The sequence below is a fragment of the Protofrankia sp. Cas4 genome, assembly GCF_963555915.1.
GTDB lineage: Bacteria > Actinomycetota > Actinomycetes > Frankiales > Frankiaceae > Protofrankia.
Genome location: NZ_CAUVXL010000027.1, coordinates 1 through 12,782, shown reverse-complemented (window position 1 = coordinate 12,782; position 12,782 = coordinate 1). Strand labels below are relative to the sequence as shown.

Here is a 12,782-nt window from a genome sequence, read left to right as displayed (position 1 = left end):
ATGGCCTACGAAGAAGTCCCGTTCAGCGAGCTGCTACACCACCCAGCGGCAACCACCCGGCGGCTCGACGAGGTACGAGCGCTACGGCTGCGCCGTCGCGACGCGACGGACCTCGCGCTGATGCGGGTGGACCAGCTGGAACAGGACTCCGCCGTGGTCGACTTCGCCACCCGCATGCTCGCCGGCCTGGTCCGCACGGGGAACACCGCCGCCCTGCGGCAGGCGTTGCCCGACGCCCTGCCCTGGACGACGTTCCTGCCACCGGAGGATGTCGACGCCTTCTTCGCCGAGCTGATCGAAACAGCACGCGGCACGATGACGCTGAACACCCTGGCTCCCATCGCCGTCCTGCTGGCCCAGTGGCGACACAGCGCCGAGATCCACGCCGACCCCGCCCTGTACACGATGCTGACTCGGGAACCGGACGGCGATCTCGGGCCTGTCCCCCGGCCGGCCGCCGTCGAAGCGGAATGAGCCCGAAGCGAGGAGACCGCGCCGCTGCGCCGCCCACCGGCGGCGGACGCATCTGGTATCTGATCGACGAGTCGAACCGGACCGTGTAGGTGATCTACGCCGGTACCGGCCATCCCAAGGCCACCGACTGAGAGCCAGGGTGGCGGACGAACATGGCCACCCACGGACGCCGGTGGATGAACCGCAGCAGTTCGGTAGCGCCCCGGCGTCGCCCTCGCCGACACCGCCGACACCGCCGACACCGCCACCGCGGGAAAGGTCTTCCATGCCGCCTACCAACGCCTACTCACCCCAACCGAGCGTGCCCACCTCTGGCCGGCTGGCCACCCTGTCGACGGACCCGGCGCCCCTGTTCGTCTACGGAAGCCTGCTCTTCGATGACGTCGTCCGCATCCTCATCGACCGCGACCCCCACCGCACACCCGCCACCGTGCACGGATGGCGTGCCGCTGCCCTACCCGGACGCGTTTACCCCGCGCTCATCGCCGAACCCGAAGCGACCGCTTCCGGGCATCTACTCGACGACCTCACCGCCGAGGAATGGCAAACCCTCGACACCTTCGAAGCCGACTTCTACACCCTCGCCCGGATCACCTTTGCCAACGGCAAGAATGCGTGGACCTACGCCGCTGAGGACCCCGCCACGGTCGAGCCCGTCACATGGGACCCGAAGATCTTCGCCCGGCAGCAGCTATCCGCCTACCTCACCAACTGCACCGCCTGGCGTCAGCACCACGACGCCAGGCGATAGCCCGCACGTTGCCGAATTCCTCGATTGAGAGGTCAAGACCGCAACCGCGCTCGCCCGGCGCGCGGCAGTCGAAACGGCCTCAGCCGGTAGCTGACCCGCCGCCTTGCCGACTGCTGTTCCGGATCTTATCGGTGAGATCTTCCACCTGATCTGCCGGTGGAGGAGTTATGTCACCGAGCGGCACCCCGTAGTCGAAGAATCCGACGGTGTTGCCCACCGTAATGGACGAGCCGGCGACGTTTCCGGTCATTTCTTTCACCGTTATCGAGTATGCCATTTGGATTATCCGACCCTCGGAGTCGATCCAGACGTCCGCCGGGAATGTTTTGGTGGCGATCGAAGCGGACAGCATCTTGGCCGCTGCGGACGGCCGCTCAACGGCGGCTTTTTCCGGATCGACGACCAGTGTGTACCGGGTGGCGTGGACTCCGCGAATGTCTTCTTCACCTACCACACGGGGTTCCCCAACGACACCGTGGAGGAAGGAAAGGCCCTGGCGCGGGTCGCTCCCGGACGGTCCGGCGAAATCATTGATCCCCATGCCGAGCAGGGCGCTCAGGTCGAAACGAATCCAGGTCTTGCCGGGAGGGAGGGAGAGTTTTTCCTGATCCGCGTACCGAATGTACTCGATCCCGTCGAGAACCATGCCCTCATAGTCGCCGACTTGGGTGACGTTTCCCTTAAGGCGCATCGTACGGCCGTCGAGGGTCGTCACCCCTTCGCCGGTCGCCTCGATGGTCTCGGTCCTACCCTCGACGGGCACCGTCAGCCGCTGGCTGATCGAAAAGCGCATCGTCGTCGCTTCCAGGGTCTTGTCGTAGGCGGCCGCCACCACGGTGACCGGGTCCTTCGACGATCGCCCGTCCTCGGCGCCAACGGTTGACGATGCGCAGCCCGTGAAGGCCAGGACAGCCAGGATGATGCCGAGGGGTGCGCGGGGATATCGCCGCATGGACCTTCTCCGGGAGAGGGGGTGCCTCATCGTCCACCCAACCTTTGGATTAAAAGATCAATAAGAATATTAATATGTACTTATGGTAGCATTTTTCTCCAGCACCTCAGACGACTTCTCCCGAAACGCTGCGGTTGGGTCTGGCTGCCGAGGTTCTCCAGCCTGCCGGTAGTCGCGAATGATCCCGTCGAGACGATCACGATCGTTGATCGTTGATCGTTGATCGTTGATCGTTGATCGGCGTGCCGGGTTCGGACAGCAGGCCAGTGCTGGTGCTGGGCGGCACCTGCTGCTGCAGTGATCGGTGGGGCCGGCGGCTGTTGTAGTAATCGATTACCACATTTGGTGGCCGTCGCAGTCCGAAACAGGACAGTTGCTTCCAGGCAGGACCTTCCTCTATCGTCAGCCATGCGATGCACAACGTGGCACCGAGCCGACGACTTGGGGGGTCTAAGTGCCTGTTTTGAATCTTCTGTCGACCCTGCTGACTACTTACACAGCTACGACTTGATTGAATTGGCCTTAGAGCGACCGGCGACAGGGGGCGCGGCGTCGCGGGACTATTGCCGGGCGCTCTTTGGGAACGATGTGAATCTGGTGTTGTGGCAGGAGCATCAGATTCACATCGTTAAGAGCCTGATTTGAATCCTCTGTCCGGGCGAGCCCAAGATTCAAAACAGACTCTTAACCGTGCTGACCGCAGGTGGAACGGCGGGTACAGAAACCTCGGGCACACCGGCGCCGCTGCCGCAAGCTGCAAGCTGCAAGCCACAATCAGAACCGAGCTGGGACGCGCCCTCATTTCCCCGAACAGTACTCCTGACGAGATCCCCGTAGATTGAACTGGCGCCTTTGATTGGGTTTCCAGCCGTCAGTAAAATGCTGGTCGATCAACTACTCGGCATCGGCATCGGCATCGGAAGTGGAAGTGGAAGTGGAAGTGGCGAAATAACCTGTGTGGTCGAGCCGGCGATCGAGCATTTCGAGCAGGCCGAGAACAGTTTCGCCTTTAAGGTATTCCTTCCGTTCTTCACCGTCCATGTTCGAAGGAACCAATCCTATGGCTGACGTGACAGAATCCATTGCGATCATTGGTATGGGTTGCCGCTTCGCGGGCGGCGCCGACACACCCCAGAAATTCTGGCGGCTGCTCGCACGGGGCGAGGATGCAATCTCCGAGGTCCCGCCACAGCGGTGGGCGTCCTACGCCGAAGCCAGCCAGGAGAACGCCGCGGCGCTGCGTAAGACCACGCGCTTCGGTGGCTTCCTCGACGACATCGAGGGATTCGACGCCGAATTTTTCGGAATCATGCCGCGCGAAGCCGAGCTGATGGACCCTCAGCAGCGCATCCTGCTGGAGGTCGCCTGGGAGGCGCTCGAGCACGCGGGTATCCCGCCGGCGAGCCTTGCCGGTGGCGACGCCGGGGTGTTCGTCGGCGTCGGCTCGGACGACTACGGTCGCCGCCTGCTCGAGGACCTGCCCCGCATCGAGGCCTGGACCGGCATCGGGGCCTCCATGTGCGCCGTCGCCAACCGCATCTCCCACGCTCTCGATCTGCGCGGTCCCAGCCTCGCCGTGGACACGGCCTGCTCGGCGTCGCTGGTCGCCATCCACCTCGCCTGTCAGTCGTTGGCCCTCGGTGAGACTCCGCTCGCGCTGGTCGGCGGCGTGCACATCATGGCCGGTCCCGGCCTGACCATGGTCCTCGACGCGGCAGGCGCGATCTCGCCGGACGGCCGCTGCAAGTCCTTCGACGCCGCAGCGAACGGCTACGGCCGCGGGGAGGGCGCCGCGGTGATCGTCCTGAAACGGCTCGCCGACGCCCAACGTGACGGCGACCAGGTGCTCGCGGTGATCCGCGGCAGCGCGGTCAACCAGGACGGCCACACCAACGGCATCATGGCCCCCAGCGGGGAGGCACAGATCCACCTGCTGCGCCGTGCCTACCGCATGGCCGGCGTGGAGCCGGCGACGGTCGACTACGTGGAGGCGCATGGCACGGGTACCCGCGCCGGTGACCCGATCGAGGCCGCCGCGATGGCCGCCGTGCTCGGGCGAGGCCGGCCCGCCCGGCAGCCATGCCTCATCGGCTCGGTGAAATCGAACATCGGTCACCTGGAGGCCGGCTCCGGTGTCGCCGGAGTCATCAAGGCCGTGCTGGCGCTGGGGCATGCCGAAATACCGGCGAGCCTCAACATCAGCGAGCCCAACCCGGCCATCCCCTGGGACACCGCCGGGCTCGAGGTGGTCACGACGACCCGGCCGTGGCCCGTCACCGAGCACCCACGCCGTGCCGGGGTCTCCGGCTACGGCTACGGCGGCACGATCGCGCACGTGGTGCTTGAACAAGCGCCCCCGAACGTGACCGAACCCCTGGTGGACACCGCGCAGCCGTCCCTGTTCCTCGTGTCCGGCGCCACCGAAGCCGGCCTGACCGCGGCCGCCGGGAATCTCGCCGACTGGCTCGAGACCGACGGCGCGGGCACCCCACTGGCCGCGGTCGCCCACACCCTGCGAGAACGGCGCAGCCACCTCACCCACCGTGCCGGAGTCGTCGCGGCCGACCGCGCCGAGCTGGTCGCCGCTCTGCGTGCGGCGGCGGCCGGTAACGAGGCGGCGGGCGTCCGGCTGGGGACGGCGAAACGGCGGGCGATGGGCCCGGTATGGGTTTTCTCCGGACACGGGTCGCAGTGGGTGGGCATGGGGCGCGATCTGCTGGCCACGGAACCGGCGTTCGGGCGGACGATCGACAGGGTCGGCGAGATATTCGCGGCGGAGATCGGGTTCACTCCGCGTGCAGTGCTCGTCGGCGACGAACTCTCCGCGGTCGACGTCATCCAACCGATGATCTTCGCGATGCAGGTAGCGCTCGCCGACGTGTGGCGTGAGCACGGCTTCGAACCCGCCGCAGTGATCGGCCACTCGGTCGGTGAGATCGCCGCAGCCGTGGTCGCCGGTGCGCTGACCCTCAGCGACGGCTCGCGGCTGATCTGCCGTAGGTCGATTCTGCTCCGTGAGGTGGCCGGCAAGGGCGCGATGGCCATGGTCAACCTGCCCTTCGACGAGGTGCGCGCACGGCTCGGTGAACGCAACGACGTCGTCGCCGCGATCGCGGCTTCGCCGTCGTCGACCGTGATCGCAGGCGACGTCGATCCCGTCGAGGCGACAGCCCGCGCCTGGGAAGCCGAGAAGCTGGTCGTCCGCCGGGTTGCCGCCGATGTCGCCTTCCACTCGCGGCACATGGATCCCCTGTTGGACAGGCTGGTCGCGGCGGCGAACGGGCTCTGCCCGGACATCGCCTCGATCCCGGTCTACACCACCGCGCTGGCCGACCCGCGCGCGGAACCGCTGCGTGACGGCGCCTACTGGGCGGCCAACCTGCGCAACCCCGTCCGGTTCGCGGCGGCTGTACAGGCGGCGGCCGAAGACGGCTACACCGCCTTTGTCGAGATCTCCGCACACCCCGTCGTCGCGCATTCGGTGGCCGAGACCCTGGACGCGCTGGGAATCGCGGACGGCTACGTCGGCGGCTCGCTCCGGCGTGGCACCCCCGACCAGCGCACGCTGCTCGCCAACGTTGCTGCACTGCACTGCGCGGGCGTCGAAGCACGCCGCGCGTCCGGCGGGCAGCCGCTGGCCGAGTTGCCCACGACGCCGTGGCGACACCGGCGCTACTGGCGCGACTCCGCCGTGAGCCGGCCCGTTCGCTCTCACGACGTCGAGCGCCACACCCTGCTCGGCGGCCACACCGTCGTGGTCGGTTCGGGTCGGCTTGAGCTCTGGCAGACCTACCTCGACCTGACCTGCCGGCCCTACCCCGGCGACCATCCGGTACACACCGTAGAGATCATTCCTGCGGCCGTGTTGCTGCACACCTTCGCCACCGCCGCCTCGAACGGCGGCTCGTTGGCCGCGCTCGCCGACATCGTGCTGCGCACTCCGGTCGTGGTCAGCGCACCGCGCGAGATCCAGATCTCCTGCCAGGATTCGACGCTGCGGCTGAGCTCCCGGCGCGTCGGCGGCACGGGCGACGGCGGCACGGGCGAGGGCGACGGTGTCTGGCTCACCCACACCACGGCCGCCGTTGATCCGCTTGGTGCGGTCGCCGAGCGGACGCTTGAGCTCGCCGCGTTGCGTGCGAGCTGCCCGGACGTCCTACCGAACGACTTCGTCGTCGACCGTCTCGCCGGCATCGGCGTCGCGGCGATGGGCTTCCCCTGGCACATAACCGAGCTGCGCGTGCTCGACGGCCAACGGCTGTTCGCCGCGGTGGACTCCGGCTACGGGGCCGCCCCGACGTGGGCGTCGGTGTTGGACGCTGCGCTGTCCATCGCGTCGGTGGTCTTCGGCGGGCCGCCGACTCTCCGGATGCCCGCCGGGATCAGGCAGGTGGCGTTCAACGGTGACTCACCATCACAGGCCCTCATATACATCCGCACCAGCGTGGAGCGCCCCACAGACACCGCGGACGTCGACATCGCCACTGTCGACGGCCGTGTCGTCGCGACCCTGACCGGCTTGCGCTACGCGGTGCTCGACGGCGACCCGGGCGCCGCTGCCAGTCCGAGCAGGCTCGTCCACGAGATCCTCTGGCGGCCCCTGACGGTGGCAGAGGACACCTGCGCCCTCGACGCGGTCGTCATCGTCGGCACGCCACTCGAGGCGATCGCGGACGCGGCGCGGGACGCGGGGATTGCGATCTGGCAGGTTGCGGACGCCGACGCCCTGGACGGGTTGCGTGACCGAGCAGGCGCGAACACAGCGGTGCTGGTCGGCCCGACACCGCAGGGCGACAACGAGGCTGACAGCGCGCAGCGCTCCGCATGGCTGCTCGCCTGCGTCGCCCAGCGTGTGTCGGGCTGGACGGGCGGGCGACCGAGAATCTGGGCGGTGACCAGCGGTGTGCCGGACGGCTCGCTCACCGGCGCTTCCATGTGGGGCGTCGGCCGCGTCATCGCCGGGGAACAGCCCGAGCTGTGGGGCGGGATCGTCGACAGCGACCACCTGGCCGCATCGGCCGAGCGGCTGCTCGCGGTCCTGCGCGCGCGACCCGACGAGGACGCGGTGCGGATCATCGAGGGTCGGACGACAACGTCGCGCCTCCTGCCTGTGCCCGGCCACATCGTTCGCCCCGCGCCCACGTTCCGCCCGGACGGCACATATCTGGTCACCGGTGGGATGGGAGCGCTCGGCCTCGAGGTAGCGCGCTTCCTGGCCGGACGCGGCGCACATCGGCTCGTCCTCGCAAGCCGGCGCCCCTTCCCGGAAAGGGCGGAGTGGGACCGTTGTTCGGACGAGCGGATCCTCGCCCAGATCGAGGCGGTGCGGGCGCTGGAATCCCTCGGCGTCACGGTCAAGGTCCTCTCCCTCGACATCACCGACGCCGCGGCGATTCGGACGGCGCTCGACCCGGCGGCGCTCGGCCTGCCGCCCATCGTCGGGATCGTGCACGCCGCCGGGATATCGGACGACCGGATGCTCGGCGAGCTGGACGAGGACTCGCTGGCCGCGGTGATGGCGCCCACAGCGCACGGCGCGCTCGTCCTGCACGAACTCTTCCCGCCAGGCAGCGTGGACTTCTTCGCGATGTTCTCCTTCTGCGGGTACCTGCTGGGCCTGCCGGGTCAGGCGAGCTCCGGCGCGGCGAACGCCTTCCTGGACGCGCTGGCCGCCCACCGGGGTGACGATACGATCAGCTTCGGCTGGACCTCGTGGCGAGGGCTGGGCATGTCGACATCCTCGACCATGATCAACCTTGAACTCAACGCCCGTGGCACTGCGGACATCTCGCCCCTCGAGGCATTGCGCGCCTGGGATTTCGCCGAGCGGCGTGTCGGCACACACTGCGCGGTCCTACCCATGATCACGGTGGATTCCGGCATGCCGAGACCACCGCTGCTGCGGGAGATCACCGTCGAGGAGACGGTCGCGGGCAGATCCGGCCCCGCCGACGACTGGTCGGCACTCGAACCCGCCGAACTGCTTGACCAGCTCATGGACATGGTCCGCACACAGGTCGCCGAGGAGATCAAGCTGGCTCCCCAGGAGCTGGACACCGGCAAACCGCTGCTGGAGATGGGCCTGGACTCAGTGATGACCCTGGTTATCCGGCGACGCCTGGAGAAGCTGTTCCGCGTCCCGCTGCCGGCGACGCTGCTGTGGAACCGGCCAACCGTGGCGGCGCTGGCCGAGTACCTCGCCGAGGTGCTGAGCGGCGGGGAAAGGTCGGCCGCACCTGACGAGGGCGAAGTTATCCCGGCGGGCGCCGTATGAGCGCCGACGTGGCGCCCTGGGTCGATCGATGCATGTGCGGCGGACTGTCCCGCTCCACTTTCCGCGATCTCCAAGGCCATCCACCTGTCGTATGCGATCTCTGTTGTGGGGATCGCGGCGGGCGGGAAGGCCGACGTGGACCCCGCTAGGATAAGCAATGATACAATCGCTTACGCGATCCAAGAGGGGCCATTCGGGCATCGTGGATCGCCTGAGCCAGGAGCCCCGGTGGACTTCCACTTCCTCCTCGCCCTCGTCCTCTCGCCAGGCGTCGTCGCCGGCTTCGTGACGATCACCAAGCACCGCCAATGGCTTGACCTTGTGCGCCATGTCTACGACCACGAGGCCGCAGAGGGTCGAATCGTCGATCCCATCGCATTGTTGGAGACCGCCAAGCACTCCCGTGCCGCTCGACCATGACCCCGCCCACTCACCATGGTCATCAACGTCCTCCCCCAGCTCGTAATCCGGGTCAAGATAACGAGCTCTGCCACGATTCCGGGGAACGATGTGAATCCGGTGTCATCATGACGACCCGGAAATCACATCGTTCCCGACTCCGAGGTGCCAGCTGAGGGTGGGAGCCGAGGGGGAAGCTGGTCAGACGCGCACCCAGAGCCGGTTGCGCTAAGCGCCCGATCCGCGACAGTGGAGGCGATCTGCTACAGCGTGTGGGTCAGGGTGCCAAAGCCCAACTGGTCGAACCCTCCGCTGTTGGGACCGTAATCACCGCCACCGCCCTCGGCCCGGACCCTCGCGGCATAGGCAGTGACATTCGGTGCCGCCAGCCCCCGGCGTTTGACGTAGTGGTTGTAGACGAGCTCCCAGGAGGGTCGGTCGAGTCCGCGACCGGCTTCGGCGACGACGGTCTGCGACTGCTGTTGACAGTTCTGGCCGGTACCCCAGGTGTAGGTGGTGAAGGGGACGGACTCGCCCAGGTTGTACTTCGCGACGTATTCGCAGCCTCGCAGGAAGCGACTGTCGCTGTATCCGTACATGTCCTGACCCTGATTCCAGGCCATTTCGCAGAATGCGCCCATCAGGGCGGGGCCAAGCGTGGCATGGCCCTGGTCACGGCCGCTTTCCTGCCACTGACCGAGCCCGCCCGGGTGCAGGAACGGAACGGCCTTCATGATGGCCCCGTTCCCCGCGCCGTTCTTGAAGTATTCGATGGCCCGGTCGAACTTGGCGCGGTCGTCGCAGAGGATGCCGATGGCCAGAATGGAGGCCATGTTGCACAGGTCCCAGTTGGCCCAGTAGTTGGTGATACAGGCGTCATTGTGCTCGCGGAGGAACCGGTCGTTCAAGGGGTAGAAGACGTTCAGCATCATCGCCTTGAACCGGTTGAGATCGAATCCGTCGTAACCCCGCATGATCTCGGCGGCGTTGGCGAACTGGTAGCCGTATATCCCGGCGGCGAGGTACCGGTCGGCGTTGCCGGTGACCATCGTCAGCGTCGCGGACCAGGCGTTGAGAATATCGCGCGCCGCGTCGGCGTGGGCGACGTCCCCGCTGATCTTCCAACGCAGCGCGTTCTGGTAGGCAGCGTGGATGTCGTTGTACAGCTGGGGGTAGTTCTGCCCGTCCCCACCCCGTATCACCGTCGCGATCGGACGTGCCTTCCACGTGCTCTGGGAATGGCCGTTGGCTACCAGTCTGTCCCAGCCCGCTTTCCACGGTGTGGCACCGGCGCGCACCTTGACGGTCATGCGGTCGAAATCGGCCTGGGTGTGCAGCATGCCGGGATGGACGAAAGCGCCGTTCGCCGGCCGGCCGGCAGCTGCTGCCGCACTCGGTGCCGGCACGGCCGTGATTGGACCTGGTGTGGCCGTGGTTGGAGTTGGTGTGGCCGACATGGCCGCTCCTGGCTCACAGGCGGTCAGTGGCACGGTTGCGGCCGCAGCCGCGGCGAAGCCGAGAAGATGGCGCCGGCTGATCTGGTTGGTCGGTCCCGTGGTCGTGGACACGGAGCTCCTCATCGGGTTGGATCCCCCCCAACCTGACAAATCACTTTATACCGCATGGCAGTCATGGCCCGGTCGAAGGGTGTGTCCTTCCATCCCGTCGCGCGTAGGCAGGCCCGACCCGCAGGCGAACACGCTCTCCCGACGGTGGGTGGAGCGGTCCCGCGTCCGTGGACAGAAGGTTTGGACGAGTTTCAGCGGCGGACCGCCAGGTGATCTGGCTAGTGCGGCAGGTTGAGGTCCGAGCAGACCGACAGCGCCGCCCGCGCGTCCGTGGGCAGGCCCGCGTAGTTCCCCTTCTCGGTGTCCTGCAAGATCGCACTCATTTGCAGGTGAAGCTTGCCGTACTTCTTGTCATCCTCATGCGCCGCGACCGTGCCCAGCCACGCCGCAGCGCGCAGCCGCTCGATGTCGTCAAGCTTGTCGGGACCCAGCTCGACCAGCCCGGGCTTGGTCCGGACCAGGGCCGCGCAGGCCGCCGCGGCGTCGTCGGGCGCGGCGCTGGGGCTGGGGCTGGGGGTGTCACCGCCGCAGCCGGCCAGCGTCAACTCCAAGGCGAAGGCCATCATGAGCAAGACCGTCTGAACCTGCCGGGCGCGGATGAGCATGTCATCATTATTGACAATGCGGGACACGTTCGGAAACTCGGGTCGAACCTGCCCCGTCCGGCCCTGACCGCACACGCGGATGCCGGCTTACCCGGAAACCGTGCTGGTGATCGTGAACAGCAGCCACAGGCAAACCGCATCACGTCACCGCCGGCTACGCGGCAGGCGTAGCCACCTCCGATGATCTATCAGGTGCCGGCCTGGCCGCACGTGAGTATGTGTGGGGGGTACCCGTCTGCTGTCGGGAGTCCGCACTGCTGTTCAATAGATCAGAATCACCGAAAACCAGGCGAACCCAGGTGAATGGATCTTAAATGGCAGGTGGGGGCGGGCCAGGGCCAGGGCCAGGGCCAGGGCCAGGGCCAGGGCCAGGGCCAGGCAACAGTCCGGTACGATTAGTATTTGAAATTCTTGGAATTCTGACTACCATCTGCACCCTGCTCGCATTTGCCAGGGATCAGATATCAATACTGGTCGCTGGTTTTGTTATTCTAGCGGTACTTTTTCTGGGATATCAGATATCTTTACATCATCGCGGGAGCTCCCGCCTTCCCCTGCCCATAATTATGACCCTGATTTTGATCACCATATGTTTGATCCTGACGTCAGTCTTCGTTTTCAAAGGTTACCCGGGGAACCCCGGCGCAAATCCGTCTGAGGGCGCCAGCCCCTCTCAACCATCGGTTACAGGTTCCAGCACTCCTAAAGACGCCTACGTGGCCGAAAGTATGGTCGACACCGAAAGCTGTCAACCTTCATGTCTCCACTTGACAACCCCGCCGGACGCTCTTCTTATTGACGGCACCGCTTACCGTCACAGCCTGTATTTCGATCTTCGCTGCATAAATGGTAGTTCAGAGCAAACCGCATCTGCGAATATTTATCTAAACCGAAGATACCGCAGCTTTCATGCCGTCGTCGGCCTCGGCGGGGCACCCGACGGGCTTCCAGTCCAATTCAAGGTGAGCGACGACGACGGAGAACGAGACCTCGGCACTAAGAACATAATTTACGGACAACACGAATATTTCAGTGTCGCGGTTGACGGTATTGCCCGAATAAAGCTGAAGATCAAGTTATCAGCTCTCGATTCGTCCTCGCCTCAATGTCTGTCGAACCGATTTCAGGCGGTTTGGGGTGATATATCAGTAAATCCTTGATTCGTTCCTGGAACCGGACCCCGGTCGACAACCGAGGGAATACAGGCCGGGGACGTCGTTCCGAGGTCCGGAAAGTGTAGGCCAGCGGGCGACGCACGCCATGCACCACTGCCAAGAACGCCCGACACCAGGGGTGTGGATCAAGGAGCGGAGCTGGGGCACGTACGTCATCCGCAAGGAGACCGCCACCGTCCCCGGCGCACCACGGTTTCCGGGCGATTCCGCCACACATGTGCACGTGGGCATCGTCCACCGCGGCCGCCAGCTCGTCGGGATGCCAGTGGTTGACAAGCGTCATCCCAGGATCGAGCAACTCCATCCCGTCGAAGAAACGCCCTACATCATCCCCAACTGGTCCGTCGTAACCGCCAGAGACCGGTCGCGAGCTGGGCGAACGTCGCCGGGTTCGGCGCCTGCTCCGCGGCCACCTCTGGATGTTCCGGACCAGCGCGCACGACCTCGTCCGCCGCCCGCGATACCGCCGCAACCTACTCTTCAGGCCAGCTCGACCGTGCGATGCGAAACTCCCGGGGATATCGCCACTGGCGCAGAGCCACCCCGATATCGAGCGTGCGCCGGCCGTCAGCCATTGAAGTCAT

At 66.1% G+C, this 12,782-nt stretch carries 9 protein-coding genes; 4 read left to right on the top strand and 5 right to left on the bottom strand.

Annotated features, from left to right (window positions below; genetic code table 11):
• Both U9979_RS02845 and U9979_RS02840 read left to right on the top strand, forming a co-directional pair.
• Complete coding sequence (locus U9979_RS02845) at nucleotides 1-474, top strand: hypothetical protein (RefSeq protein WP_322778145.1); 474 nt, start codon at nucleotides 1-3, stop codon at nucleotides 472-474.
• A gap of 265 nt (nucleotides 475-739) precedes the next feature.
• A complete protein-coding gene (locus U9979_RS02840; protein WP_322778144.1) occupies nucleotides 740-1,225 on the top strand; it encodes a gamma-glutamylcyclotransferase family protein in 486 nt (161 codons plus the stop codon).
• A 79-nt stretch (nucleotides 1,226-1,304) separates the two neighbouring features.
• Here U9979_RS02840 and U9979_RS02835 read toward each other — a convergent pair whose 3' ends face one another.
• Both U9979_RS02835 and U9979_RS02830 read right to left on the bottom strand, forming a co-directional pair.
• The gene (locus U9979_RS02835) at nucleotides 1,305-2,060 is read right to left on the bottom strand and encodes a hypothetical protein (RefSeq protein ID WP_322778143.1); all 756 of its coding nucleotides are present in this window, start codon (nucleotides 2,058-2,060) and stop codon (nucleotides 1,305-1,307) included.
• Between the two features lie 1,011 nt (nucleotides 2,061-3,071).
• Nucleotides 3,072-3,218 (bottom strand): hypothetical protein, encoded by a 147-nt coding sequence (locus U9979_RS02830; RefSeq protein WP_322778142.1) that lies wholly within the window; start codon nucleotides 3,216-3,218, stop codon nucleotides 3,072-3,074.
• A gap of 19 nt (nucleotides 3,219-3,237) precedes the next feature.
• Here U9979_RS02830 and U9979_RS02825 point away from each other — a divergent pair, with 19 nt between their 5' ends.
• A complete protein-coding gene (locus tag U9979_RS02825) occupies nucleotides 3,238-8,451 on the top strand; it encodes an SDR family NAD(P)-dependent oxidoreductase (protein WP_322778141.1) in 5,214 nt (1,737 codons plus the stop codon).
• A gap of 228 nt (nucleotides 8,452-8,679) precedes the next feature.
• Nucleotides 8,680-8,871, top strand: coding sequence for a hypothetical protein (locus U9979_RS02820; protein WP_322751936.1), 192 nt, complete (start codon nucleotides 8,680-8,682; stop codon nucleotides 8,869-8,871).
• A 242-nt stretch (nucleotides 8,872-9,113) separates the two neighbouring features.
• Here U9979_RS02820 and U9979_RS02815 read toward each other — a convergent pair whose 3' ends face one another.
• The 3 genes from U9979_RS02815 to U9979_RS02805 all read right to left on the bottom strand — a co-directional run bounded on the left by U9979_RS02815 (nucleotide 9,114) and on the right by U9979_RS02805 (nucleotide 12,670).
• On the bottom strand, nucleotides 9,114-10,307 hold the full coding sequence (locus U9979_RS02815; RefSeq protein ID WP_416219290.1) for an alginate lyase family protein: 1,194 nt from the start codon (nucleotides 10,305-10,307) through the stop codon (nucleotides 9,114-9,116).
• A 329-nt stretch (nucleotides 10,308-10,636) separates the two neighbouring features.
• The gene (locus tag U9979_RS02810; RefSeq protein ID WP_322778139.1) at nucleotides 10,637-11,050 is read right to left on the bottom strand and encodes a hypothetical protein; all 414 of its coding nucleotides are present in this window, start codon (nucleotides 11,048-11,050) and stop codon (nucleotides 10,637-10,639) included.
• Nucleotides 11,051-12,094: 1,044 nt separating this feature from the next.
• The gene (locus U9979_RS02805; RefSeq protein WP_322778138.1) at nucleotides 12,095-12,670 is read right to left on the bottom strand and encodes an SAM-dependent methyltransferase; all 576 of its coding nucleotides are present in this window, start codon (nucleotides 12,668-12,670) and stop codon (nucleotides 12,095-12,097) included.
• Between the last annotated feature and the right edge of the window lie 112 nt (nucleotides 12,671-12,782).

Bases quoted from the DNA above. Each gene is read 5' to 3' on its own strand.
- U9979_RS02845 (WP_322778145.1), top strand. From the start codon at position 1: ATGGCCTACGAAGAAGTCCCGTTCAGCGAGCTGCTACACCACCCAGCG.
- U9979_RS02840 (WP_322778144.1), top strand. From the start codon at position 740: ATGCCGCCTACCAACGCCTACTCACCCCAACCGAGCGTGCCCACCTCT.
- U9979_RS02830 (WP_322778142.1), bottom strand. From the start codon at position 3,218: ATGGACGGTGAAGAACGGAAGGAATACCTTAAAGGCGAAACTGTTCTC.
- U9979_RS02825 (WP_322778141.1), top strand. From the start codon at position 3,238: ATGGCTGACGTGACAGAATCCATTGCGATCATTGGTATGGGTTGCCGC.
- U9979_RS02815 (WP_416219290.1), bottom strand. From the start codon at position 10,307: ATGTCGGCCACACCAACTCCAACCACGGCCACACCAGGTCCAATCACG.